The organism is Actinomyces weissii (assembly GCF_016598775.1).
GTDB lineage: Bacteria > Actinomycetota > Actinomycetes > Actinomycetales > Actinomycetaceae > Actinomyces > Actinomyces weissii.
The window spans coordinates 1534163-1558671 of record NZ_CP066802.1 but is presented as its reverse complement, the minus strand read 5'-3'; the positions used below and the strand labels follow the sequence as shown (position 1 = coordinate 1558671).

The following is a 24509-nucleotide window of genomic DNA, read 5'->3' as shown; positions in this document are numbered from 1 at the left end:
CGGCGTAGGTGCTGCTGCGGGCGACGGCGTCGGGGGCGTCGTCGGGGGCAGCGACGGTGCCGGGACAGGCGGCCCCGGGGGCGTCGTCGGTGCTGCTGGCCCGAAGGCCGGGGCCGGGATCGTGGCGGTCATCTGGCACCTCCTAGCTGGCTCCCCTCCCAGCTGGCCAGCTGGGCGGCCTGTACCCGGGAGTCGAACTCCGTCTCGATCAGTGCCCGGGCCCGCAGCGCCATACCGGTAACGTCCAGCCGTCCCAGGGCCAGGTCACGCAGGCTGGCAGCCAGTGCCTGCGGCTGCCCGGGCTCCAGCAGGACGCCGGTGTCCCCGTCGCGCACCGCCTCCCGCATGCCGGTGACGTCAGTGGCGACCACGGGGGTGCCGCAGGCCATGGCCTCCAGCACCACGGTGGGCAGACCGTCGATGTTGCCGTCCTGCGTGGGCACGGAGGGCACCACCAGCACGTGCGAGTCACGCAGCAGGGAGCGCACCTCCTGCTGCGGCAGCGCCCCCGGCAGGGTCACCGAGTCCTGCAGACCGGACTGGGCCACCTCCTGGCGCAGCGTCTCCAGCAGCTCGCCCTCCCCAGCGAGCACCGTCTCCACCGCCACCCCCTGCTCGCGCAGCAGCGAAATAGCGGTCAGCAGGTCGTGGAATCCCTTCTTGGGCACCATGCGGCCCACCGCCGCCACCTTCAGCGGGGTGGTGGGGGGCAGGGGGGTACGGAAGGGGAAGCGGTCCAGCTCCAGGGCGTTGTAGCGCAGGCTCACCCGCGCCCCCGTGCCCGCCAGGACCCGTCCCAGGTGCTCCTCGTTGAAGCGGCTGATAGCGATCACCCGGTCAGCGTCCGCGCACACGCGCCGCAGCCACACCGGGTCCACGGACTCGTGGTAGATGTCCTTGGCGTGGGTGGTGACCGTGTAGGGCACCCCGGTCAGGCGAGAGGCCAGCCAGGCCATGCGCCCCGCCAGGGAGGCGAAGTGCGCGTGCAGGTGGGTGATGCCGTCGCGCCGCACCATCTGGGCCAGTGACACCCCCTGGACCACCTCGTCAAAAGGCAGGTCCGCCAGCAGAGGGATGAGCTGGGCGAAGCGCTCGCGGAAGTCGGCCTCAGGCATGGAGCTAGCCAGGTAGGCCCACATCTCGGTGACTCCTCGGGGCCGGGAGGGCCAGCGCACCGGCGCCTGCACGCGGCAGATCTCGGGGTGGAAGCGGGAGTCGGAGGTGCCACGCAGGGCGTAGATGGTCAGGTCCTCCCCCTGGTCCTGGCGGGCCAGGATCTCGGTGACCACGAAGGTCTCCGAGAAGCGGGGGTAGACCTTCAGGACGTATCCGATGCGGCTCATGTCTTTCTCCTTGCTCTACTTGCCGGTGGTGAGGCTCTTAGCGGCCCGGGTGCCGACGACGGTGGCGGCCATGGCGGCGGTGGTGCGCAGGCCGTCGCGCCGCAGGTGGCTGCGGGAGGTGCTGCGGTGCACCGCCTGGCTGGCCCAACGGGACAGGCTCTGGGGGCTGAGCTGGTGCTGGCGCAGGACCTCAACGGCGCCGACTCGCTCCAGGGCGCGGGCGCGGATCAGCTGCTCGGTGCGGGGCCTCTCGCGGGGGACCACCAGGGCGGGGGTAGAGGTGGCCATCAGCTCGCAGGCGGTGTTGTAGCCGCCCATGGTGATCAGGGCGGAGGCCTGCTCGATGTAGCGGCTCAGGCCGGGCACCGAGCTGAGCACCAGTGTGCCTGCGGGGGCCGTGCGGCGCAGCGTCTCCAGGAGCCGGGGGCTGGCGTGGGGGCCCGTCACCACCAGGTGCCGGTGCCGGTAGGGCACGCGCATGGCGACGGCGGCGCGCAGCAGCAGCTCACCGTCGGCCCCGCCTCCAGCGGTGGTCAGCACGTAGGGGCGGGTCACCTGGGTCGGCTCCGGGTCGTGCTCCCGGCGTCCGTCAGCCAGGTAGCCCGTGAACACGGTGCGGTCGTGCAGGACGGCGGGAACCTCCCCGCTGGCCAGCGGGTCGTGGACCTGGCGGTCGCCGTAGACCCACACCTCGTCCACCAGGTGCACCAGGTCCTGGAGCCGCCCTAGCGACTGCCACTCCCGGGCGGCGACCTCCGGGGCGTCCAGCACCTCGCGCAGGCCCAGGACCACCCGGCTGCGCGGGCAGGTGGCCCGCAGCCGCTCCAGGGGCCTGCGCAGCTCCTGGTTCATGCCCAGCAGGTGGCGGTCCACCAGCACCAGGTCCGGTTCCAGGGAGCACAGGGCTGCCTCCAGCAGGGAGCTGCGCATCCCGGTGGTGACCTGGGCCGGGGCCTGCAGCCGACGCGGCACGTACTGCCCCTGCTGCTTGACCAGGCCGGGCAGGACCAGCCAGTCCAGGCCGGGAGGAGGGGTCGTCCCCGCGGGTGGGAGCACCCCCACACTGAGCAGGCCGCCGACGGGCTTTCCCACCGCCTCGGGCAGGTCCTGGGCGATCTGGTGGGCGATAGCCAGGTTCCGCCGCAGGTGTCCCAGCCCCAGGGCGTCGTGGCTGTAGAGCAGCACCCTGATCTCGTTGCGGTCCATGTCCTCCCCCTTCGGTTCGGGGTGACGGCGGGTGCGGTCACCCTGGCGGGCTTGCCGCTACCAGGTTCGTGCCGGGGGAGTAAGGCACGATGAGACGAGTATTAGAGTCCTCTTAGGAAGCATGTTGTGAGCGCTACCGGGGGCTGGCTGCAGGTCAGGAGAAGCAAGCAGCCATGCGGAGGAACAGGTGTGACCAGGGTGCCCTTGCGTGGTGTGTCAAGGCGTAATGGCTAGCTCGGGTGCTGGTTGGGGGTGCCCTTGCGTGGTGTGTCAAGCTGCGGCAGCTAGTTCGGGTGCTGGTTGGGGGTCGTAGGGGGCGTCGTCTGTGGTCGTGGCCTGTGACTGTGGTGTGGGTGACTTGGGTGTGGTGGGGGGCAGCCACCCCCGACTTGTGCATTTCGGCGCGAGTGGTGCGGTATTTCGGCACCACTCGCGCCGAAATGCACCAGTGGAGGCGAAGGGGTGCCTCTCTGTGGTGTGTCAAGCAGTGGCCGCGCGCCGGGCTCAGTCCACCTCGACCCACTGCGAGCCCATCGGCTCCAGGACCAGCTCCCAGCTGCGTCCCTCACCCCGCACGGTGGTGGCGGCCTGGCTGTAGGAGTTGTTGGTCACCAGGAAGCGGCGGTGCCCGGGGTACCAGGCCACCTCCGTGTCCGGGTTGCTGGTGAACCACTGCTCCAGCAGGTCCTCGCGCCGGGCCGCCCAGTACAGGGCCCGCTGCAGGGTCCGGCTGTTGACCGCCGAGTAGGGCAGGCCCGAGAAGTACACGGCCCGGCCCCGACCGAAGGCGTTGGCCGCCACGCGCAACGTCCCGTCCACGTAGGACAGCACCTGGGTACGCGGACCGGTGGCGTACACGTCCCCGCCGGCGCCCTCGCCGTCGTCGAAGGGCGCCCGGAGGTCCGCGGTGATGACGTGCTCGTCCACCACGTTGGGGTAGCGGTCGGTGGACAGGGTCAGCTGGCGCTCCCGGTCCACCCCCAGCACGTCGGACAGCTGCAGGAAGGTCCCGCCCTGCTCGTAGGCGGAGGGCTCACCCACCCCGATGAAGCCGTGGCCCTCCGCCACCCACTGGCGGAGCAGCTCCGCCAGGCGGCCGTCAGCCCAGGCGTCCCCGCCGGAGAAGGCCGTGCCCGCAGCCCCGGCGTTGACCAGCACCCCCACCTCCGGGGGCACGCCGTCGCGCAGCACCTCCTCAAAGGACAGGAAGCGCACCTTGAAGGGCAGCCCGGCCAGGGCCTCGACCACGCCCACGTAGGAGTAGGCGGCCTTGTACCACAGTGCGTGTGCCACCATGTGGGTCTGCCAGGTGCGCAGGGCGCCCCAGGCGTTGAGGACACCCACCGTGAACGGGGCGTCCTGGGGCAGCTCACCGCCGCTGAGCTCGTGGATGTCGCGGAACTCCTGGCAGATCGCGGTGATCCGCTCAATGAACTCCGGGAACTCCAGGGCCAGGGACACGTAGCCGCCGTAGCCCATGCGGTCCAGGGGGCGGCGCACGATCGCCCGTCGGGAGCTCAGCCAGGACTCGTTGGCCTCACCCACCGGGTCGCCGCCGTCGTGGTTGAACACGTCCGGGAAGAAGTAGGGCAGGAAGCGCACCTCCGTGTACCTCACCCCGGGGATGTCCGAGATCAGGCGGGTGGTGGCCGCCGAGCCCGCCGAGCCCACCACGGCGTCCAGGCCGATGGAGGGGAAGTAGGGACCGTAGGGCTCGGTGCCTATCCAGTTGTCTCCCAGGAACATCATGGCCTCGCGCCCGGCCGCGTGGGTGATGTCCACCAGCTCCTTGGCCCGCTGGGCCACGAAGCGGGACTGGAAGTCGATCCAGTCCCGGAACTGCCTGGTGGGGCAGCGGAAGGGGGAGTTGTAGTAGCCCGCGTCCACGAAGTCCTCGGCCCGCAGCCGGTAGCCGTACTCGGCCTCGAAGGCGTCGATAGCCTCCGGGGAGACGGAGGCGGAGTAGCCGAACCAGTCCACCATCTTCTCCTTGCCCTCAGAGTTGAAGGCGATCGTGAAGTGGTAGAAGAAGGTGGTGAAGCGCACCACGTCCACCTCCGGGTGCTGCTCCAGCCAGCGTCCCAGGGCCTCGCGCATGTACTCCCACACGCCGTTCTTGCGCACGTCGTAGGGGCGCTCCTTGACACGGGTAGGGTCGGTCTCGCCCCAGCCGTTGGTGATGTAGTTGTACATCTGCGTGGTGTCCCACACCTGCTCGGCCAGGAATCCGACCGTGTACTCGTGCCAGGGGGCGGGCTCGGCGACGGTGAGCACGCCGGTGGCCTGGTTCACGCTCCAGCCGCTGGGGGGCACTACCTCGCCGCTGGTGCGGTCGATCACCTCCCAGAAGCGCTCCACGCGCTCGTAGCAGGGCCGGAACTGCTCCCGGAAGTAGCCCTCCAGCACGTCGATCCGCAGGGGGCCGGGGCCCATGGCGGTCACGCGCGCGCTCATGAGGTACTGGTTGACCAGGGTGTCTGGGTGGGCCAGGGCCCACTCCTGGTCGCCGCGGGCAGGGAAGTAGGTGGAGTAGACCTTGTCCACCAGCTCGGAGGCGATCTCAGGCAACCAGGTGCCGTCGGAGTTGCGGACGGCGTCGGCGCCCAGGGCCTGGGCTAGCTCACGGATCTGCTCGTCGATGCCTTCCTGGATAGGCATGGTGACGCGGCCGGTGGTTCTGGGCATAAGGGGTCCTTGGTCGGGTGGGTGGGTGGGGAGTGGGCGGCGCGGGGGCCTAGACGAGCTGTACGGCCAGTCCGATATCGCGCAGCATGGTGACCTGCTCGGGGCTGGCGCCGTCGTCGGTGATCACCAGGTCTATCCGTTCGGGGGTGCAGATCCGGGCGAAGGCGGTGGAGCCCAGCTTGGTGTGGTCGCACACCACTACCACGGTGCGGGCCGCCCGCACCAGGGCGGCGTTGACGGCGGCCTCGCCCTCGTGCTCCGCGAAGGCTCCGCGCTCGTCCAGGGCGTCCACCCCCAGGAACAGCGTGTCCACGCTGATGGAGGGCAGGATCAGCTCGCTCAGGGGGCCGGTCAGCTCGTAGGAGCGGGCCCGGGCCACGCCACCGGTGACGACGACGCGCACCCGCTGGCGCACGGTGAGCTCGGAGGCGATGTTGACGGCGTTGGTGACCACGGTGATGGGCAGGTCCGTGCCGCCGGAGGGGTCCGGGGGCAGGACCGCCAGCTCGCGGGCGACCTCGGTGGTGGTGGTGCCGCCGTTGAGGCCGACGGTGTCCCCGGGGTGGATCATGGCGGCGGCGGCCCGGGCGATGCGCGTCTTCTCGTCAGCCATGCGCGTGGTGCGGTAGCGCAGGGGCAGCTCGGAGGAGGTGGGGTTGGCGCTGGCGCCGCCCCGGGTGCGGGTGACCAGCTGCTGGTTGGCCAGCAGGTCCAGGTCCCGGCGGGCGGTGGCGGCGGAGATACCTAGGCGCTGGATGATGTCGTCGATGTGTACGGTGCCCTCCTCGACGATCATGCCCAGGATCGTCGAGAGGCGCTCGTGGCGGGTCATTGGTCCTCCAAACGGGTGGGACGCCCAGGTGGTCAACAGCTCGCGCCGTCCGGCTTCAGAAGGCTTGCACCAACGTCAGCGTAGGTGCGTGGTTCCTGGGAACATTGCTCACTATAGGCCAGTGTCAACCCAATTGTCGCACATGTTCGATTGATCTTGACTAGTTTACTGCTAGTATTGTCGTAATCGCTCACAGTGCGCCGTGGCACTGCTGAGCTGCCGTGGGTGGCAACACGGCTCCCCACTCCCGACTGATCGCACACAAGCAACGGAGGCATCGTGGTCAACAAGACGACGGCAGAGATCTTCACCCAGCCTGATACCTGGGCGCGCGCGGCCCAGCTGGCCGCCACCGCCCCGGGGCTGCCGGTCAGCGGTGAGCGCGTGGCCGTGATCGGCTGCGGCACCTCCTGGTTCATGGCGCAGTCCTACTGCGTGCTGCGCGAGCAGCTGGGCCACGGGGTCTGTGACGCCTTCACCTCCTCCCTCTTCCCGCTGGGCCGCGACTACGACCGGGTGGTGCTGCTGTCCCGCTCGGGCACCACCACGGAGATCGTGGACCTGGCCAGGGACCTCAAGGCGCGGGGAGTGCCCACGGTGCTGGTCACCGCCGTCGGCCAGGGCCCGGTGGCCGAGCACGTGGACACCGAGATCGTCCTGGACTTCGCGGACGAGGAGTCCGTGGTCCAGACGCGCTTCGCCACCAGCGCCCTGACCCTGTTCCGGGCCTCCCTGGGCCAGGACCTGACGGCGGCCGTGGCTGACTGCCGCAAGGCCCTGGAGCTGGAGGTTCCCGGCTCCTGGGTGGAGGCCGACCAGGTCACCTTCCTGGGGGACGGCTGGTGCTTCGGCCTGGCCAACGAGGCAGGCCTGAAGTGGCGGGAGGCCTCCCAGTCCTGGACCGAGAGCTACCCGGCCATGGAGTACCGGCACGGGCCGATCGCCATCGCCCAGCCGGGCCGCCTGACCTGGGTGTTCGGGCAGGCCCCCGCAGGCATGGCCGAGCAGGTGGCCGCCACCGGCGCCGAGTTCCTGACCTTCGACCTGGACCCCGTGGCCACCCTGGTGCTGGCCCAGCGGGTGGCGGTTCTGCGCGCTGAGGCCCGGGGGCTGGACCCGGACCGTCCGCGCCACCTCAGCCGCGCCGTGATCCTGCCCGACGGCGGGCACTGAGCATGACGGCGCGCTACGCCGTCGGCGTCGACGTCGGGGGGACCGCCATCAAGACGGTCCTGGCCGACGCCGCCGGCAGGGCCCTGCTGCAGCGGGAGGACCCCACCCCCCGAGGCGTGGAGCCGCTGCTGGAGGCCGTGCGGCAGCTGGTGGCCGAGGTCGAGGCCGCGGTCGCCGCTGGCACGGTTGCTGACGGGCCGGAGCCGGTCCGCCCCGAGCAGGTGGTGCCCACTGTGGGCGTGGACGTGCCTGGCATCGTGGACGAGTCCACGGGCACGGCGGTGCTCTCAGTCAACCTGGGCTGGCAGGACGTGCCCATGGCGCGTCTCCTGTCCGAGGCCCTGGGCCGGCCGGTGAGCCTGGGGCACGACGTCCGCTCCGGGGCCTGGGCGGAGGCCCGCTGGGGGGCAGGCAGCAGCAGCTGCATGTACCTGGCGCTAGGCACCGGCGTGGCCGCCGTGTTCATCATCGACGGCCGCCCCGTGGTCAGCGGCGGCTGGGCCGGGGAGGTGGGGCAGGCCCTGGTGCCGGACCCGGACCGCCCGGGCCGCCTGGAGCGCTTTGAGGCGGTGGCCTCCGCGGGCGCCCTGGCCCGGCGCCTGGCCGCCACCCGGGAGCCTGGGCGCCGTCAGGAGGTGGAGGCCGCCGGGGCGCTGGGCGTGCAGATTGCTATGGAGGCCGGTGACCGGGAGGCGCAGCGCGTCTGGGACACCGCCCTGGACGCGCAGGCCGAGGTGATCGCACGCAGCGTGTGCATGCTCGGGCCGCTGGACGTGGTGATCGGTGGGGGCCTGATGAAGGCGGGCCGCAGGCTGCTCTTTGAGCCGCTGACCGAGCGGGTGTCCCGGCTGCTGACCGTCAGCCCGGTGCCGCGGGTGGTCCCCGCCGCCCTGGGGGCCTGGGCGCAGGCCCTGGGCAGTGCTGGTCGGGCCCTGGAGTCCCAGGAACAGCCGCGCTAGCCGCTGCGGGCTGGGTCCCGCCGTCACCGCCCGCTACAGAACTACCTGAGATAGAGCTGGAAGGAGAGCACAGTGCTCGCCGACATCCGTAAGCTGGCCGCCGACGCCGCCCAGGAGGGCAAGGGGCTGGGGGCCTTCAACATCGTCATGCTGGAGCAGGCGGAGGTCTTTGCCGACGCCGCCGAGGCCGCTGGCCTGCCGCTGGTGATCCAGATCAGCCAGAACGCCGTCAAGTACCACGGGGGCAGGCTGGCTCCGCTGGCCAAGGCGGCCCTGGAGGTGGCTGAGGCGGCCCGGGTGCCGATGGTGGTGCACCTGGACCACGCCGAGGACCTGGACCTGTGCCGCCAGGCCGTGGACCTGGGAGTCACCTCCATCATGTACGACGGCTCCCACCTGCCCGACGACGTCAACCGGGCCACCACTGCCGAGATCACCGCCTGGTGCCACGAGCGCGGCGCCTCGGTGGAGGCCGAGCTGGGGGAGGTCGGCGGCAAGAACGGGGTGCACGACCCCTCCGCCCGCACCAGCCCGCAGGACGCCGCCCGGTTCGTGGCCGACACGGGGGTGGACCTGCTGGCGGTGGCCGTGGGCTCCTCCCACGCCATGACCACCCGGGGGGCGGTGCTGGACACCGGGCTGATCCGGGCCATCCGGGCGGAGGTGCCCGTGCCCCTGGTGCTGCACGGCTCCTCCGGGGTCTCTGACGAGGGCATGCGCGCGGCGATCGAGGCGGGCATGACCAAGATCAACGTCTCCACCCACCTGAACGTGGTCTTCACGGCGGCGGTCCGGGAGTTCCTGGCGGCCAACGAGAAGGCGGTGGACCCGCGCAAGTACCTGCAGGCGGGCAACGCCGTCGTGGGGCCGGAGGTGGAGCGGCTGCTGCGCTGGTACGCGGGACGGTGACCGGTAACGCGCCCGGCTGACGGCGCGTTGCTAACCGGGAATCCGGTAATCGTCGTGCCTGCCGTGGCAGTATGTAGGCATCCACGTCCCTTGTGAGCATGGTGCCAGCTCTCCTGTGAGCCGGTTCCCCACAGGGGAGCTGCACCTAGGAGGCCTGCTTGAGCGAGAAACGGCGTGCGCCGCGTATCGGGATCATGGGCGGCACCTTTGACCCTATCCACCACGGCCACCTGGTGGCGGCCAGTGAGGTCCAGGACGCCTTTGAGCTGGACGAGGTCATATTCGTGCCCACCTGGGCGCAGCCCTTCAAGAAGGACCGGAGGGTCACGCAGGCGGAGCACCGTTACCTGATGACGGTGATCGCCACGGCCTCCAACCCCAGGTTCACGGTCTCCCGGGTGGATATCGACCGGGGGGGCACCACCTACACGATCGACACGCTGCACGACATCGCGCGTGAGTACCCGGGAGCGGACCTGTTCTTCATCACGGGGGCGGACGCGCTGGCACAGATCCTGACCTGGAAGGACGCGGAGGAGCTGTTCTCACTGGCGCAGATGATCGGGGTGACCCGGCCCGGCCACGTGCTGGACGGCTCGGGGCTGCCCCGGGACCGGGTCTCGCTGGTGGAGGTGCCTGCCATGGCGATCTCCTCCACCGACTGCCGGGAGCGGGTCTCCAAGGGGGGACCGGTCTGGTACCTGGTGCCGGACGGCGTCGTGCAGTACATCCGCAAGTACGGCCTCTACCGGGGCCTGTCGCGCCGGTCCTCGCCCACGTCGATGACCGCGCGCGTGGCCCGGGGGCAGTCGCTTAGGAAGGAGAACCAGGGTGAGCAGTGACAGCAGCGCCAGCCCCCACGAGCGCAAGCGGGGCGGTAGCCGCCGCGCCATGCGGGACGCTGAGCGGCAGGCGGAGCGCGAGGCCTACCTGACGGGGCAGCAGCCCCTGCTGACCCGCCGGGAGATGAAGCGGCTGCGGGAGGAGTCCGAGGCGCTGCAGGCGGCTATCGACAGCGGGGAGATCACGCTGGACCAGGCCAAGGCCCTGCAGAACCCCTTGGCGGAGCAGCCGGACATCGACGTGCCCGTGCTCAAGGCCACCGGCTCTCACGCCGCCATCACTGACGAGATGCTGGAGAAGCTCGACGCCGTGGCGGGGCGAGAGGAGAAGTCTGGGTCTGCGGGTGAGGAGCAGCAGGCCGCAGGCGAGGAGGCGGCTGGTAAGGACGCCGAGCCAGCGCCAGAGCCGGCGCCGGAGCCGGAGCCCGCCCAGGCGGAGGAGAAGACTGCTGCTGAGGAGGCCTCCGGGAAGGCCCCGGAGGCGGATGCTTCTGCAGAGGCCGACGCGGCTGAGACGGAGATGGAGCAGGCTGCTGCCGAGACGGCGACGGATGAGGCTGCTGCCGAGCCAGAGGCTGCTGATCCGGGAGCTGAGCCAGACCAGTCTGAGTCGCAGGCTGAAGGGAAGGAACAGGCTGATACGGACAAGTCTGCGCAGGAGGCGCGGGATGCTGACACTGCTGGGGCCGCGGAGTCTGAGACCGAGCAGGCTGGTGCTGAGCCGGAGGTGCAGGAGGCTGCCGTAGAGCTGGAGGCCCCCGGTGGCGAGGCCCAGGACGGTGAGCAGCCGGAGGAGTCCCAGGAGCCGCAGGAGGCGCAGGAGGCGCCTGATGCGGCGGCACCGGACTCTAAGGAAGGTCCCACCAAGGACGAGAACGAGACCGAATCGGAGGCTGAGCGCAAGGCCGCTGAGGAGAAGGCGGCGGCCGAGAAGGCTGAGGCTGAGCGCAAGGCTGCTGAGGAGAAGGCGGCCGCGGAGAAGGCTGAGGCCGAGCGTAAAGCGGCTGAGGAGAAGGCGGCCGCGGAGAAGGCTGAGGCCGAGCGCAAGGCTGCTGAGGAGAAGGCGGCGGCCGAGAAGGCTGAGGCCGAGCGCAAGGCTGCTGAGGAGAAGGCGGCCGCGGAGAAGGCTGAGGCCGAGCGTAAAGCGGCCGAGGAGAAGGCCGAGGCCGAGAAGGCTGAGGCCGAGCGTAAAGCGGCCGAGGAGAAGGCCGAGGCCGAGAAGAAGGCCGCTGGGAAGAAGCCTGCGGAGGACAAAGCCGCCGATGAGCCGGAGACCCAGGGCAAGCCGGTGCCCAAGCGCCGTCCCATCGTGCGGGTGCCGGGCGTGGCTCAGGGCGTGCGCTCCGTGAACGCCGACACCGGCGAGCTGGAGGCCATCAAGCCCGTCGAGGGCGAGGACTATGAGCCGGGTGAGGCCCCGCACTGGCGTTCGCTGCGCGGCGGGGGCTTCCAGGTGCGGGACACCGGCTTCGCCGTCGACGATGAGGGGCACAAGGGCGCACCCACCGCCTCCGGTGCCGAGCAGCCCGACGACCTCCTGGACGGGGACAGCAGCCCAGCAGGGCGTGCGGTAGCATCGGACGACGCCGACCAGCGCACCTGGCAGGACATCTCGGCGATCCCGGGGCTGCAGGCTGAGCTGGACAAGGAGGCCAACAGCTCCCCGCTCATGCGCTACCTGCTGATCGGCCTGCTGGTCCTGGTGATCCTGCTGGTGGTGGGTGCCGTAGTCTGGGCATTCCTGTCCAAGAACAGTGACGCAGCCGCGCTGGCGCCCAGTTGGGCGCCCATGCTGACCTGACCGCACGCCACCGAGGAGAGCCTTGACTGCCACCGCCCGCGCCATCGAGTTTACGCACGCCGCCGCCCGCGCCGCCGCCGAGAAGAAGGCGGAGGAGATCATCGCGCTTGACGTCTCCGAGCGCCTGGCCCTGACGGACGTGTTCCTGGTCCTGTCCGGCAGGACGGACAGGCAGGTCAAGGCCATTGTCGACGCCGTGGAGGAGGCCCTGCTCAAGGCCGGGGCCAAGCGTAGGCTGCGGGAGGGTCTGGAGGAGGCCCACTGGGTGCTGCTCGACTACGACGACATCGTGGTGCACGTGCAGCAGAGCGAGGACCGCGAGTACTACGCCCTGGAGCGGCTCTGGAAGGACTGCCCCCTGGTGCCCCTGCCCGAGGACCTGGAGCAGGTGGCGCAGGCGGCCGCGGAGCAGTTCTGATGCCCTGCTGCTGGCCAGCCCTGACGCCCGGTCCTGCTGCCCTGCGGGTGAGCAGCCCGGTGGCTGGGGGCGCAGGTGCCCTGATGTGTGGCACCACTGATCTGCGGGTGAGCAGCCCTGACGCCCGGTCCTGCTGCTGCGCCGCTGAGCAGCCGGGTGGCTGGGGGAGGAGGTTCCGGTGACTGACCTGGTGCTGTGGCGGCACGGTCAGACCAGCTATAACGCGCAGGCCCGCGTGCAAGGACAGGTGGATATTCCTCTGGACGAGACCGGCTGGTCCCAGGCCCGCCAGGCTGCCCCTGCGCTCGCCGCGCTCGGCCCGGCCCGGATCGTCGCCTCCCCGCTGGAACGGGCCCAGCAGACGGCGTCGGCGCTGGCCGCCCTGACCGGGCTGGCGGTGGCCACCGAGGCGGCGCTGGCTGAGCGCGCTTTTGGCCAGTGGGAGGGCCTGAACCGCGAGCAGATGACGCAGGGCTGGCCGGAGCAGTACGCGGCCTGGCAGCGCGGGGAGGACCCACAGGGGGTGGGCGTGGAGACGCGCGCCCAGACGGCCCAGCGCGTGGGAGGTGCCCTGGCGGAGCTCGCCTCCCAGGCCGAGGAGGCAGGGGAGGGGGCGGTGGTGGCGGTGTCCCACGGCAGCGCGCTGTCCCTGGGGGTGACCCACCTGCTGGGGCTGGACCCGAGCGCCTGGTTCGGGCTGCGGGGCCTGGACAACTGCCACTACGCCGTGCTGCGGCGGGGGCAGCGCGAGCCCGGCTGGCACCTGGTGGCCTGGAACGTGTTCTGAGGCGTGGGGGATGGGAGCGGGAGACGGCGGGGCCGGTGGGGGCTGGTGAGGCTTCCGGCGGCTCCGGTGCTTCTGGGGTGGCGTGTGCCCGGGGCCTGTACGGTGCGCAGGCGGGCCGGTGCGGTTCTGGTGGCTTCTGGCCCGGCGTGTCCTGGGTGAGAAAGCGCACTGCTTGTTGATTTGCCTGCGGGTGCGGGTCCTCCGTAGAGTAGCGCCGTCGCCCTTGAGGGGTGGCAGCCACTACGGGGCTATGGCGCAGTTGGTAGCGCGCTTCCATGGCATGGAAGAGGTCGGGGGTTCGAATCCCCCTAGCTCCACGATCCCTCCGGCAGCGGCTGGCGGGGTTCCCGGTGACGGGGCTATGGCGCAGTTGGTAGCGCGCTTCCATGGCATGGAAGAGGTCGGGGGTTCGAATCCCCCTAGCTCCACCAGAAGCAGCAGGCGCAGGGCGCCTGCTTTTTTGTTGTGTGGGGCTTGGTGTGCCGGGGTCTGTGACTGGCGGAGGGGTGCCTGCTTTCTGTTGTGCAGAGTGAGCGCGCTGGAAACTGTCACTGGCGGAGGGGCGCCTGCTTTTCTGTTGTGCAGAGTGAGTGCGGCGTAAGCTGTCACTGGCGGAGGGCTAGAAGCCTCCGCACCGTCTGCTGAAGCCTCAACTACCGCGGAATCAAGCCGAAAACTCCCCGGGCTCTCCGGCAGGGGTGCGCTCTAATCCTCCGCCAGTGACAAACACGCCCGCCGACCAGCCCGACGCGCCCTGCTGGCGACCTTAGGCGCCTTCATCATGGCGCGAGCCGCTTCTAGGAGGCTCACGGCGAGCGTGGAAGGTCTGTATAGGGAGCATGTCGATGCTGTTGTACGTGCCGTCCGATCTGGGGCCCCAGGGACTGTTAGAACCCGCTGCCGGTCCGTGAGTACGTCTGGACGTGGTCTTCCTGAGCAGGTGTGGGTTCAGAGATACGGACGTGCGCCTGCCGCACGTTAACACTAAACAGACTCATCTCAATTAGAGTGTGGGTGGGGTCTGAATCCGCCTGGTTCGAGCAGGCGGGGGGTGATATAGTTGGCCAGGTTGCGGAAGCCCGGAGCGCTGCCGCGTAGGAGTTCTAGGCGGATTTTGCTGGGAACGGGGCTGTCGAAGTAGGCCAGCACGTCGGTGGTGCGTTTCTTCAGTGCCTGGCACGGATGTGAGGTGCTCATGGAGTTGTCAGTTCCTGTGTGTATGCCCGCGTTCTGGTGGAGAGGTGCAGCGCAGCACGTTCGAGAATGGGTGCTTGAAGACCCGGATCAGGAGGATCACCGTGAACCTCGTTGGCGTGACACCTACGAGCAGCGCTGGAGACTGATTGCCTATGCCGTTGTCCTCGTCGGCGACGAACTTGCTGCGGGACGGTGGACCATCGATGAAGATGACGACACGTACTACGGGAAGGTAACGGCCCTGGTACCGAAACCTCTTACGGAGACTGAGCAGCGCATCGTTAACTCATGGTTCTCTTATTCCGAAGCAGTCTGTATCGACCCATGGTTCGAGGACATCTACAACGGGCGGCACCGTCTCTGGAACACGTTGACGCATTTTGGTGATCTGTTGGTTCCCGTAGCCAGCAACGCATTGCGATACGCGACACCGACCGACACCGAAGTTCTTGGGGAAGGGTGGCATGAGTATTATCGAACGCATGTCGACGAACTCGCAGCGATCGAGTGGTTCGACCTGCACGACTCGATGAACTCCCGCTTTGTCCGTGCGCTTGCACAGGCAGCACGCGGCGAGCACCCTGAACCCCGATAGAAGCATTCGGCTGGTCAGATGATGCGTCCTAGCATGGAGAGGTGTCGGCAGACGGACGCCTCGCGCAACTCGCCTTTGAATGCAAGGATCGAGAACGAAAGTACTCTTCCAGCAGAAGATCCTGGATCTTGCACCGGCTACCGGTGATGACCAGTAGTTTACGCTGGACTAGGAGCCGGTCGGAAGTCGGCTCTTTCCAGTTGAGGGTGCAGGTAGGTGGGGCTGGCGTGTTGGTGCCTGGGTAAGGGGGTGAGGTCTTCCGATGATGGGGGTTGTTAAACCAGCCCATCCGAAGGGCCTTGGCATGTCCAACGCTACCCTGGCTCGCCCTACCTTGACCACGTTCAACCGCTTTGAGGGGCTTGGTATGGATGTTCGGCCCGACAAGTTCCAGCCCCTCAAATAATGACAGGATTCTCCCGCTCACGCGGCGGGAGACCCAGCCTCCCGGGCAAGGCCGCTCCACCCAGGCCCACCAGCCCATCTCAAAGACCTCGACTTGTCCAACGCAACCCGGGCCCGCCCCGCCCAGCCCCACGGCCAACGCCACCACCTAGGCCCTTCTTCCTACCTCGCCTGCCACCTCCCTCCTATCCACCCCACCAGCCCCCACCGTCCCCGGCCCGGCCGCCCACACCGCCTCCGCCCACCCCGCCGTCGCGGTAACCTTCGACCATCCCCAACCGGACAAGCAAGGAGGCAACCGTGGCCAAGGTCGCGTGCGGTATCGACATCGGTGGGTCAGGCGTCAAGGGCGCGCTGGTGGACCTGGAGACCGGTGAGTTCATCGGCGAGCGCGTGCGCATCGACACCCCCAAACCAGCCACCCCGGACGCTGTGGCCCAGGTCTGCAAGCAGATCCTCGACCAGCTGGAGGTCGGCCCGGAGGTCCCCGTCGGCATCGACTTCCCTGCCCCCATCGTCCACGGTGTCGTCCCCTTCATCGCCAACCTGGACGAGTCCTGGGAGGGTACCGACGTCATCGCCCTCATGGACAAGCACCTGGGCCGCGCCGTCACCGCCCTCAACGACGCCGACGCCGCCGGCCTGGCCGAGGTCGCCTTCGGTGCCGCCAAGGACGTCAAGGGCACCGTCATCGTCACCACCCTGGGTACCGGCATCGGCTCCGCCGTCATCGTGGACGGCACCCTGGTGCCCAACACCGAGCTCGGCCACCTGGAGATTGACGGCCACGACGCCGAGTCCCGGGCCTCCTCCGGCCAGAAGACCCTCCAGGACCTGTCCTGGAAGAAGTGGGCCAAGCGCCTCCAGCGCTACTACTCCCACGTGGAGATGCTCTTCAGCCCCGACCTGTTCGTCGTGGGCGGGGGAGTGTCCAAGAAGCACGAGAAGTTCCTGCCCCTCCTGGACCTCAAGACCCCGATCGTGCCCGCCGCCCTGTTCAACACCGCCGGGATCGTCGGTGCCGCCTGGCAGGCCAGCCGGGAGCAGGGGCGGGCATGAAGGTCCTGGTCCCCGTCACCGCTGACGGGCAGGTCGAGCCCCGCTTCGGGCGCGCCCCCCGCGTCGCGGTAGCCACCGTCGAGCAGGGAGCGGTCACCGACTGGCGGGAGCACGCCGTCGGCTGGGACGCTTCCCACGACACCGGCACCGAGGGCGCCCACCACGCCCGCCTGGTCCGCTTCCTGCGCGAGCACCAGGTCCAGGCCGTGGTGGTCACCCACATGGGGGCGGGGATGCAGCGGGTCACCAGCCGCATGGGCATACAGGTGCTCGCCACCGACGGCGGCCCCGCCCGCCAGGCCCTCCTGGACGCCCTGGCCGACCCGCAGCCGCTCCCGACGCCAACAAACCTGCCGCTGGTCGCCCACCCCGGCGGCCCCGCGCAGCAGGAGCCCAAGCAGGCGGTGCCCGGCCAGCCGGACTGCTAGACGGCAGCGCCCGCACCGCAGCCCTCCGGACGCCAGCACTGAGGCTCACCAGCACTGAGACGCCCGCCTCCCAGCCAGCCCCGCCGCCACCACCCGGCCCGGCGGGGCTGGCCCGTGTCCCGCACCTGTTCTCCAGCCGCCGCGACCGTGTACGGCTGCCAGCCCGGGCCTCGCTGCTGCGCCAAGCCTGGTACGCCCGCAGCAGCCCGCCCCTTGTCCTGGAGCGCTCTGCACCTGCCCGCCCGAGCACGCTGCCTGCATCCCCCACCAAGCCGTGGTCCCATAATGCGGACGTTCATGGTCCGGTAGTCGGTCGGACTTTAGCGTTAGCCCGACCCGCTGCTGGAGCGCCCCAGTGCGCCCCAGCCGTTCCCCTTCAGACCGGAGGCCAGTATGTCGTCCTCGTCAGCGTCCCCAGCCAGCACGGCGGTAGAGGGACCCCAGCGCGAGCAGTGGGGCAGCCAGCTCGGCTTCCTCATGGCCGCCATCGGCTCCGCCATCGGGCTGGGCAATATCTGGCGCTTCCCCGGCGTCACCTACGCCAACGGCGGTGGCGCCTTCATGATCCCCTACATCGTGGCGCTGCTGTCCGCCGGAATCCCTATCCTCCTGCTGGACTACGCCCTGGGACACCGCTACCACGGCTCCGCCCCCGCCGTCTTCCGCCGCCTGTCACGCAGGCTGGAGTGGCTGGGCTGGTGGCAGGTCCTCGTGTCCTTCATCATCATGACCTACTACGCGGTCATCATCGCCTGGTCCCTGCGCTACGTCTTCTACTCCGTGAACGTCGCCTGGAAGGCTGACGCCGACGGCGCCAAGAACTTCTTCTTCAACAAGTTCATCCAGGTCTCCGAGACCGTCACCTACAGCCCCACACCCGTGTGGAACGTGTTCCTGCCCCTGGCCGCCGTGTGGGCCGTCGTCATCCTGGTGATCGCCAAGGGCGTGACCGCGGGCGTGGAGAAGGCCAACAAGGTGTTCCTGCCGCTGCTGCTGGTCCTGTTCATGGCCCTGGTGCTGCGGGCCCTCATGCTGCCGGGCGCCACCGACGGCCTCAACGCCCTGTGGACCCCCAACTTCGCGGCCCTGTCAGACCCGCAGGTGTGGATCAGCGCCTACGCCCAGATCTTCTACTCCCTGTCAGTGGCCTTCGGCATCATGCTGACCTACGCCTCCTACCTGCGCCGCCGCTCCAACCTGGTGGGCACCGGCCTGGTCTCCGCCTTCGCCAACTCCTCCTTCGAGGTGCTCGCCGGATTCGGCGTGTTCGCCACCCTGGGCTTCATGGCCAACCAGCAGGGCGTGGCCGTGGGCGAGCTGGAGGGACTGACCGGCATCTCCCTGTCCTTCGTGACCTTCCCGACCGTGATCGCCCAGATGCCCGGCGGGGCCGTATTCGGGGTGCTGTTCTTCCTGTCCCTGACCCTGGCCGGAGTTACCTCCCTGATCTCCCTGGTGCAGGTGGTCGCCGCAGGCGTGGGGGAGAAGTTCGCCCTCGCCCCGCGCCGGGCCGCGATCATGGTGGGTGTGCCCGCCGCCGCCATCTCCCTGCTGGTGTTCGGCACCACCACGGGTATCTACTCGCTGGACGTGGTAGACGCCTACATCAACCAGATCGGGGTGGTGTCCTCCGCGATCCTCATGTGCTTTATCGTCTCCCTGGTGCTGCGCAGGCTCCCGCTGCTGCGCCGTCACCTCAACACCGTCTCCGAGTCCGGCAAGGCCGTGGGCGTGTGGTGGCAGCTGCTGGTGGGCTACATCGTCCCGGTGGTGCTCAGCTACATGCTGATCGACACCCTCATAAAGTTCGTCACCGACCAGTACGACGCCCAGTCCTACAGCCGCCTCTTTGAAGGCGTGTTCGGCTGGGGGGCCGTCGGGCTGGCCGTAGTCGGGGTGGCAGTCATGACCATGGTCCCCTGGCGGACCCCGGTGGACGACTTCGCCCCCCTGGACCTGGGCGACAGCGAGACGCCCAAGGAGGTGAGATGAGATGACCGGATCCGCCATCGCGCTGATGCTCGTCACCGTGGTAATCATCTGGGGCGGGCTCACCGCCTCCGTGACCGCCCTGGTCCTGCGTGGCCGCCGCGAGCAGCGGGAGGCCCTGGGCGCCGCCCACGCCCGCGCCCACGAGCACCTGCACGACTCCTCCCAAGACTCCCACCCGCAGCAGGACTGACGTTCCAGCACGGCCTGCAGCAGCCCAGGAGCCCGGCACCGGCTTTCACGGTGCCGGGCTCCTGGACCAAAATGCCCCCATGATCGACGACGCCGCCCCCGGCAACCAGCCCCGCCCCCTGCCCCGCCTGGTCGCCTTCGACCTGGACGACACCCTGGCCCCCTCCAAGTCGGCCATGCCCGCCCCCATGGCCCAGGCCCTGCGGCAGCTGCTCGCGGTAGTGCCCGTGTGCGTGATCTCCGGCGGGCAGATCGGACAGTTCCGCGACCAGGTGCTCGCCCACCTCAGGGCGGACGAGACCGGGCTCCGCCAGCTGCACCTCATGCCCACCTGCGGTACCCGCTACTACACCCGGGCCTCCCAGGCCGACCCCGCCGCCGACGCCGAGCTGCCCGGCTGGCAGCTGGTCTACGCCAACGACCTCACCGAGGCCCAGAAGGCCCAGGCCCTCCAGGTGGTCGAGGAGCAGGCCCGTCGTCTGGGCCTGTGGGAGGAGCGGACCTGGGGGCCGGTGCTGGAGGACCGCGGCTCCCAGATCACCTTCTCCGCCCTGGGCCAGCAGGCCCCCCTGGAGGCCAAGCGTGCCTGGGACCCCACCGGGGAGAAGAAGAGCCGCCTACGCGACGCCGTCGCCGCGCTGCTGCCGGAGCTGGAGGTGCGCTCCGGCGGCTCCACCAGCGTGGACATAACCCTCAAAGGGGTGGACAAGGCCTACGGCATGCGCAGGCTCGCAGGGGTGACGGGAGTCGCTCTGGATGAGATGCTGTTCATAGGGGACCGCCTGGACCCGGAGGGCAACGACTACCCGGTCAAGGCCCTGGGCGTGCCCTGCCACGCGGTCACCGGCTGGGAGGAGACGGCCCAGTACGTCACCGAGCTGGCCGCGCGAATAGCCCACGGCAGACAGGACTGACTGAGTATGCAGCAAGGGGACAGCACCAGAGGACGCCAGGACCTGCGGCGGTGGTGGCTGTCCCGCCCCGTGTGGCTGCGGCGGCTGGTGCGCACCACGGGGACGCTCGCCGCCGTCACCGTCTTCTCGCTGCTGCTGGGGCTGGGCACGGCCAAGGCCACCAGCCCCCTGGGCCCGCACGAGGCCCAGTGGCGGACCACCGTCAACGCCACCGTCACCCTGGACCTGGGGCCCCTGGGGGCGATCTCCCAGCCCTCACCCGCCAGCCCGCTGGGGGTGGACGTCGTGCTCAAGGAGGTGCCCGCCCAGGTGGGGGTGCCCAGCCTGGAGCAGGCCACCCTGGCCCAGATCCTCTCCGGCGACGCCGCCTCCTACGGCACCCTCATGTCCCACCCGGAGCACGCCGCCCGCGCCGGGGTGCTGGCCCTGGTCGACGACGCCCTGCGACGCGCCGGAGTCGTCTGGGTGGTCCTGCTGTGCCTGATCGGTGCGGGACGGCTGCTCTCACACGGCCACTTGCGGGACTCCGTGCGGCGCGCCCTGACCCAGCCCGCGCCCCTGGTGCTGCTGGGCGCCACCGCGCTGCTGGCCGGGTCCTCGGTGCTGGTCCCGGCGCTGCGCACCAACCCGGGGGAGGGGCAGCAGCTGGCGGTGCTGGCAGGCACCTCCTTCGAGCAGGCGCGGCTGTCCGGGCGGGTGGCGGACATCGTGCAGGCCTACGGCGGCCAGGTGCGCAGCAAGTTCGAGGAGAACACCGTCTTCTACCAGCAGGCCCAGGCCAACCTGCGTGCCTCCTGGCAGCAGGCCGAGACCCAGCCCAGGCCCGCGGCCCTCTCCGGTCGCCACACCACCGTGGTGGTCTCCACGGACCTGCACTGCAACCTGGACGTCATCGCCTTCACCGGGGTGCTGGACGAGGTCGCTGGCGCCGACATCCACCTGGACGACGGCGACCTGACCATGAACGGCTCCAGACCCGAGAACATCTGCGCCGACGCCCTGCACCGGGCCGTGCCTGCCGGGGTGGAGCGCGCCTTCTCCGTGGGCAACCACGACTCGGCCGCCACCGCCGAGCACATGCGCTCCCTGGGGTGGACCGTCACCGACGGCACCGTCCAGGAGGTCGGGGGGCTGCGCCTGCTCGGGGACTCCGACCCCACCCGCACCACCACCACCGGCACCACCCAGATCGGGCCGGAGGACGCCCCCGCCCTGGGAACCCGCCTGGCGGAGACCTCCTGCCGCAAGGGCGCCGACGTCGACCTCGTGCTGGTGCACCAGCCCTACACCTTTGAGCCGCTGGTGCGGGACGGCTGCGCGCCCCTGCTGATCGCCGGGCACGTCCACCGGGAGGACGGGCTCAGCGCCACCGTCTCCACCCGCAGCCGCACCGGGACCGTGGCCCAGCTGGTCTCCGGGGCCGGTAAGGGCGGCACCTCCCTGGGGCCGGTCACCGAGGACGCCTTCCTGCACGTGCTGGCCTTCAGCCCCGACGGCGACCTGCTGGCCTGGCGCACCGTGAGCCTGCACCCGGACGCCACCGTCACCGTCAGCCCCTGGCAGGAGCCACCCACCAGCGCCCAGGCCGAGCCCCAGCCCGCCGCCACCCCCACGGCTGCCCCAAGCGGGACGGCGGAGCCCACCGCCGCCACCGCGCCAGCCGACGAGGGCGCCCGTACCGGTGACGCTGCCGAAGGGGCAGACGACGGCAGGTGACCGGCCTGGGGGCCGTGGGACCGGACCAGGGACTCACGGGCCCGGACCCTGCGGATTCCAAGGCGGCCGATGGGGCACAATGGAGCCGCCGATGCAACCGGCAAGCATGAGGGAGGGACGCCGCATGGCCCATGTGCCTACAGAGGCCGAGATCGACGCCATGAGCGAGGAGGAGCTGGAGGCCTACCTCGCCTCCGCCCAGGCCGCGCAAGCCGCCCAGGCCGTCCCCGTCTACGGCAGCAGCGACTCCGAGGCCCCTGACAGCGGGCCCCTGGCCCGAGGCGGCGCCCCCCGCTCCTACGGGCTGCTGCTGGTCCTGTGCGGGCTGCTGGGGCTAGCCGCCAGCTGGGAGCTGATGCTGGCCGAGCTCACCCAGCTGCGCAACCCCACGGCGGACCTTGCCTGCGACGTCAACCCGCTGGTCTCCTGCGGCGCCTCCCTGAACGTGTGGCAGGGCAACCTCCTGGGCGTGCCCAACTCCTTCCTGGGGGGCATGGCCTTCACCGCCGTCATCATGAGCGGGGCGCTGCTGGCCACCGGGGTGCGCCTGCCCCGCTGGGTCTGGTGGGCGCTCGTGGCCGGGTGCGTAGGGGGAGCAGGCTTCGTGGCCTGGTTCCTGGGGGTGTCCGTGCTGACCTTCCACAAGCTGTGCCCCTACTGCATGGTCATCTGGGCGGCCGTGGTCCCGGTGGCCTGGCACACCTGGGCGCGGGCCGCCGACGGCGGGCACCTGCCACTGGACCGCGGCACCGCCGTCGCCCTGCTGCGGTGGCGCTGGTGGCTGGTAGGCGCCAGCTACCTGCTTATCGTCGCGGTGGTCGTGGTGGGATTCTGGGACAAGTGGCTACTGGTGCTGCGCTGAGAGGCGTGGGGAGGCGGGAACATGGCGGCTAAAGGCCCCAGCCGGAGCGGACGTAGCGACCTGGCAGGCTCCCAGGTGGCTGAGGACTACCTCAAGGCCGTGTGGGCCGCCTGCGAGTGGGGTGGGCCCGGGGCCTCCGTGACCGGGCTGGCCTCCCGCCTGGGAGTGGCTGCCTCCACGGCCTCCGAGACCGTCTCCCGCCTGGTGGAGGCCGGGCTGCTGGAGCATGAGCCCTACCGGGCGGTCACGCTCTCAGAGACGGGCCGGGAGCGGGCAGTCGGCCAGATCCGGCGCCACCGGCTGCTGGAGACCTACCTGGTGCAGGTACTGGGCTTCGGCTGGGACGAGGTGCACGCGGAGGCCGAGGTGCTGGAGCACGCGGTCTCCGACCGGTTGCTGGAGCGCCTGGACGCCGCGCTGGGCCACCCCGTGCGCGACCCCCACGGCGACCCGATACCCCAGGCCGACGGAACCCTCACCCAGCCGCGCCTGCGCCCCCTGGAGTCCCTGGAGGACGGCGAGGTGGGCGTGGTGGCCCGGATAGCTGACGACCCCCGGCTGCTGGTGGCCCTGGAGGCTGCGGGCATCGGGCTGGACACGCCCGTGCGGCTGGTCGGCCGCAGCGAGGCAGGGGGTGCCAGCCGTGGCGAGGGACTGGGGCAGGTTGCGCCCCAGGGGCGTGAACGGAGCCGTAAGAGGTCAGCTGGTGCGGGGGAGACGACGAGGGCAGGCTCCGCCTGCGGCGGCGGGGGCGCCGTCGTCATCATCCGCGACGGTGGGCCGGAGGAGGCTGCTGTGGGGGAGTGCCCGGCCACGGTGCCGCCGGGCTCCCTGTGGCTCCTGGCCTGAGCGGCGCGTAGGGGCGGTGGCTCGGGGACCGGTCCGCCTGACCTCCGGCGGGGGCGGGTCGGAGCCCCTATGCTCGGCGTATGAGCGTCTTCACCAAGATCATTGACGGGGAGATCCCGGGCCGTTTCGTGTGGGCTGACGAGGTCTGCGTGGCCTTCGCGACCATTGAGCCCCAGTCCGAGGGACACGTGCTGGTGGTGCCGCGCGCCGAGGTTGAGTCCTTCACTGACGCCTCCGAGGCGGTGGTGGCGCACCTGGCGGTGGTGGCCCGGCGGATCGCCGCCACGCAGCTGCGGGTCTTCGACGCCGTGCGCCCGGGGATCATGGTGGTGGGCCTGGACGTGCCGCACCTGCACGTCCACGTGCTGCCCCTACACAGCGCTGCTGACGTGGCGCTCTCATCCGCCCGTGCGGCCACCGGCGCGGAGCTGGACGCGGCCATGGAGCGGCTGCGGGCCGGTCTCGTGGCTGACGGCTGGCAGGCTTACGTGCCGCCCGCCCTGGGCTCCGCCGCCCTGCGCTGACGCCCAGCTGGTGCCGCCCCCGCCCCGCCCCGTTCTCGCGAGACCGGGACATCGGTACCGCGAGACCGGGACATATGGCTCACGAGATCGGTTAGGTAAGACTAATGCGGTGGTTTCAGGGGGTGAGTGCGAGGGGTTTGTTGCTGTGTATTTGCAGTAGCTCGTTGAGTTTTTCTGCTGGTGTGGCCCAGCCAGCCTAGGGTCTTGCGGGGGCGCTTGTTGAGCAGGTGCTGGGCGTGGGCCTCCAGGCAACGGGTCACGTACCGGCTACGGCGGCTGGCGGCTTGCTGGTGGTATAGGCTTCCTGGCTCCCAGGCCCGGGATGTATCACGGTCGACCGTGCAGGGAGTCCCTCAGCAAGGTGGTGGGAGTCCTGCCGCACATATTGGAACCCGGCTGGTGTCGGGATCTCAGTGTCTCCGGCTTCCAGGTGTTAGGGAACGGGGCGTGGGGTGTGCAGCGACGTCGTCGTGGCACGTTTACCCCGGGTGGGTGAAGCGCTCACGTCGAGGTGTGTTCTAGAACATTGGACGTGATTGCTACCTGAAACTCGGATCCGGCCTCTGAGGTGCTGCTCCCCGTGTGTGCCATCAGGGGCCTGGCTAGGTAAGTCGCCCTCGATGCCCCGCCCAGTCGCCGTTCCACGGGCTGGGTCTGGCAGAGCGAGCCTTCGGCGACACCCGTTCGACTGACTGCTGGCCTTGACGGCCCTGCCGCCCGACCGCCTTGTCCGGCCCGGCACCATCCCTCCCGTCCTTTCCCGCAGGCTCCGCGCCCAGCGAGCGCTACCGTCGTCGAGAAGCCACCGGTAGCTGCCAAAACCA

At 70.2% G+C, this 24509-nt stretch carries 21 protein-coding genes, 2 tRNA genes and 1 pseudogene; 19 read left to right on the top strand and 5 right to left on the bottom strand.

The window, feature by feature from the left end:
• Positions 1–128: 128 nt before the first annotated feature.
• The 4 genes from JG540_RS06410 to JG540_RS06395 all read right to left on the bottom strand — a co-directional run bounded on the left by JG540_RS06410 (position 129) and on the right by JG540_RS06395 (position 6066).
• Positions 129–1343: a glycosyltransferase gene (locus JG540_RS06410; protein ID WP_200274812.1), complete on the bottom strand. Its 1215-nt coding sequence runs from the start codon at positions 1341–1343 to the stop codon at positions 129–131.
• A 15-nt stretch (positions 1344–1358) separates the two neighbouring features.
• The gene (locus JG540_RS06405; protein WP_200274811.1) at positions 1359–2549 is read right to left on the bottom strand and encodes a glycosyltransferase family protein; all 1191 of its coding nucleotides are present in this window, start codon (positions 2547–2549) and stop codon (positions 1359–1361) included.
• A 504-nt stretch (positions 2550–3053) separates the two neighbouring features.
• Positions 3054–5234 carry a 1,3-beta-galactosyl-N-acetylhexosamine phosphorylase gene (gene gnpA / locus JG540_RS06400; RefSeq protein WP_200274810.1) on the bottom strand — a complete coding sequence of 727 codons (2181 nt, stop codon included), beginning with the start codon at positions 5232–5234 and terminating at the stop codon, positions 3054–3056.
• A 49-nt stretch (positions 5235–5283) separates the two neighbouring features.
• A complete protein-coding gene (locus tag JG540_RS06395; protein ID WP_200274809.1) occupies positions 5284–6066 on the bottom strand; it encodes a DeoR/GlpR family DNA-binding transcription regulator in 783 nt (260 codons plus the stop codon).
• A 279-nt stretch (positions 6067–6345) separates the two neighbouring features.
• Here JG540_RS06395 and JG540_RS06390 point away from each other — a divergent pair, with 279 nt between their 5' ends.
• From JG540_RS06390 to JG540_RS06350, 9 genes are all read left to right on the top strand, one after another.
• On the top strand, positions 6346–7239 hold the full coding sequence (locus tag JG540_RS06390; protein ID WP_200274808.1) for an SIS domain-containing protein: 894 nt from the start codon (positions 6346–6348) through the stop codon (positions 7237–7239).
• A 2-nt stretch (positions 7240–7241) separates the two neighbouring features.
• Complete coding sequence (locus JG540_RS06385) at positions 7242–8198, top strand: ROK family protein (RefSeq protein WP_200274807.1); 957 nt, start codon at positions 7242–7244, stop codon at positions 8196–8198.
• A 72-nt stretch (positions 8199–8270) separates the two neighbouring features.
• A complete protein-coding gene (locus tag JG540_RS06380) occupies positions 8271–9107 on the top strand; it encodes a class II fructose-bisphosphate aldolase (RefSeq protein WP_200274806.1) in 837 nt (278 codons plus the stop codon).
• 158 nt (positions 9108–9265) lie between these two features.
• Positions 9266–9949 carry a nicotinate-nucleotide adenylyltransferase gene (gene nadD / locus JG540_RS06375; RefSeq protein WP_200274805.1) on the top strand — a complete coding sequence of 228 codons (684 nt, stop codon included), beginning with the start codon at positions 9266–9268 and terminating at the stop codon, positions 9947–9949.
• Positions 9939–11750, top strand: coding sequence for a hypothetical protein (locus JG540_RS06370; RefSeq protein WP_200274804.1), 1812 nt, complete (start codon positions 9939–9941; stop codon positions 11748–11750). The genes nadD and JG540_RS06370 overlap by 11 nt, the downstream gene beginning before the upstream one ends.
• Positions 11751–11772: 22 nt before the next feature.
• A complete protein-coding gene (gene rsfS / locus JG540_RS06365) occupies positions 11773–12168 on the top strand; it encodes a ribosome silencing factor (protein WP_200274803.1) in 396 nt (131 codons plus the stop codon).
• Between the two features lie 178 nt (positions 12169–12346).
• The gene (locus tag JG540_RS06360) at positions 12347–12955 is read left to right on the top strand and encodes a histidine phosphatase family protein (protein ID WP_200274802.1); all 609 of its coding nucleotides are present in this window, start codon (positions 12347–12349) and stop codon (positions 12953–12955) included.
• 244 nt (positions 12956–13199) lie between these two features.
• Positions 13200–13272: transfer RNA gene (locus tag JG540_RS06355), tRNA-Ala, on the top strand.
• 38 nt (positions 13273–13310) lie between these two features.
• Positions 13311–13386, top strand: a tRNA-Ala gene (locus tag JG540_RS06350).
• Between the two features lie 568 nt (positions 13387–13954).
• On the opposite strand, the pseudogene JG540_RS10355 reads toward JG540_RS06350, so the two are convergent.
• Positions 13955–14131, bottom strand: a pseudogene (locus JG540_RS10355) (ISL3 family transposase); the annotation flags it as partial.
• Between the two features lie 91 nt (positions 14132–14222).
• Between JG540_RS10355 and JG540_RS06345 the strand changes: the two are divergent.
• From JG540_RS06345 to JG540_RS06300, 10 genes are all read left to right on the top strand, one after another.
• Positions 14223–14747, top strand: coding sequence for a hypothetical protein (locus tag JG540_RS06345; protein WP_200274801.1), 525 nt, complete (start codon positions 14223–14225; stop codon positions 14745–14747).
• A 705-nt stretch (positions 14748–15452) separates the two neighbouring features.
• Positions 15453–16211 carry a polyphosphate--glucose phosphotransferase gene (ppgK, locus tag JG540_RS06340; RefSeq protein WP_200274800.1) on the top strand — a complete coding sequence of 253 codons (759 nt, stop codon included), beginning with the start codon at positions 15453–15455 and terminating at the stop codon, positions 16209–16211.
• A complete protein-coding gene (locus tag JG540_RS06335) occupies positions 16208–16639 on the top strand; it encodes a NifB/NifX family molybdenum-iron cluster-binding protein (protein WP_200274799.1) in 432 nt (143 codons plus the stop codon). Before ppgK ends, JG540_RS06335 begins: the two co-directional genes overlap by 4 nt.
• 393 nt (positions 16640–17032) lie before the next feature.
• Positions 17033–18631: a sodium-dependent transporter gene (locus JG540_RS06330; protein ID WP_200274798.1), complete on the top strand. Its 1599-nt coding sequence runs from the start codon at positions 17033–17035 to the stop codon at positions 18629–18631.
• A 1-nt stretch (position 18632) separates the two neighbouring features.
• Entirely contained in the window at positions 18633–18821 is a 189-nt protein-coding gene (locus tag JG540_RS06325) for a methionine/alanine import family NSS transporter small subunit (protein ID WP_200274797.1), read from the top strand.
• 79 nt (positions 18822–18900) lie between these two features.
• The gene (locus JG540_RS06320) at positions 18901–19734 is read left to right on the top strand and encodes an HAD hydrolase family protein (protein WP_234042714.1); all 834 of its coding nucleotides are present in this window, start codon (positions 18901–18903) and stop codon (positions 19732–19734) included.
• A gap of 6 nt (positions 19735–19740) precedes the next feature.
• Entirely contained in the window at positions 19741–21450 is a 1710-nt protein-coding gene (locus JG540_RS06315; protein ID WP_234042712.1) for a metallophosphoesterase family protein, read from the top strand.
• 124 nt (positions 21451–21574) lie between these two features.
• Positions 21575–22312, top strand: a complete 738-nt coding sequence (locus JG540_RS06310; RefSeq protein WP_200278189.1) for a vitamin K epoxide reductase family protein — start codon at positions 21575–21577, stop codon at positions 22310–22312.
• 21 nt (positions 22313–22333) lie between these two features.
• Positions 22334–23161, top strand: a complete 828-nt coding sequence (locus JG540_RS06305) for a metal-dependent transcriptional regulator (protein WP_200274796.1) — start codon at positions 22334–22336, stop codon at positions 23159–23161.
• 80 nt (positions 23162–23241) lie between these two features.
• Positions 23242–23685, top strand: a complete 444-nt coding sequence (locus JG540_RS06300) for an HIT family protein (protein ID WP_200274795.1) — start codon at positions 23242–23244, stop codon at positions 23683–23685.
• Positions 23686–24509: the final 824 nt, after the last annotated feature.

Excerpts from the sequence above, each read along its gene's own strand:
- JG540_RS06385 (WP_200274807.1), top strand. The coding sequence starts at position 7,242 with ATGACGGCGCGCTACGCCGTCGGCGTCGACGTCGGGGGGACCGCCATC.
- gnpA (WP_200274810.1), bottom strand. The coding sequence starts at position 5,234 with ATGCCCAGAACCACCGGCCGCGTCACCATGCCTATCCAGGAAGGCATC.
- JG540_RS06300 (WP_200274795.1), top strand. The coding sequence starts at position 23,242 with ATGAGCGTCTTCACCAAGATCATTGACGGGGAGATCCCGGGCCGTTTC.
- JG540_RS06335 (WP_200274799.1), top strand. The coding sequence starts at position 16,208 with ATGAAGGTCCTGGTCCCCGTCACCGCTGACGGGCAGGTCGAGCCCCGC.
- JG540_RS06315 (WP_234042712.1), top strand. The coding sequence starts at position 19,741 with ATGCAGCAAGGGGACAGCACCAGAGGACGCCAGGACCTGCGGCGGTGG.
- JG540_RS06310 (WP_200278189.1), top strand. The coding sequence starts at position 21,575 with ATGGCCCATGTGCCTACAGAGGCCGAGATCGACGCCATGAGCGAGGAG.
- JG540_RS06305 (WP_200274796.1), top strand. The coding sequence starts at position 22,334 with ATGGCGGCTAAAGGCCCCAGCCGGAGCGGACGTAGCGACCTGGCAGGC.
- JG540_RS06330 (WP_200274798.1), top strand. The coding sequence starts at position 17,033 with ATGTCGTCCTCGTCAGCGTCCCCAGCCAGCACGGCGGTAGAGGGACCC.
- JG540_RS06325 (WP_200274797.1), top strand. The coding sequence starts at position 18,633 with ATGACCGGATCCGCCATCGCGCTGATGCTCGTCACCGTGGTAATCATC.
- JG540_RS06395 (WP_200274809.1), bottom strand. The coding sequence starts at position 6,066 with ATGACCCGCCACGAGCGCCTCTCGACGATCCTGGGCATGATCGTCGAG.
- JG540_RS06410 (WP_200274812.1), bottom strand. The coding sequence starts at position 1,343 with ATGAGCCGCATCGGATACGTCCTGAAGGTCTACCCCCGCTTCTCGGAG.
- JG540_RS06320 (WP_234042714.1), top strand. The coding sequence starts at position 18,901 with ATGATCGACGACGCCGCCCCCGGCAACCAGCCCCGCCCCCTGCCCCGC.
- JG540_RS06405 (WP_200274811.1), bottom strand. The coding sequence starts at position 2,549 with ATGGACCGCAACGAGATCAGGGTGCTGCTCTACAGCCACGACGCCCTG.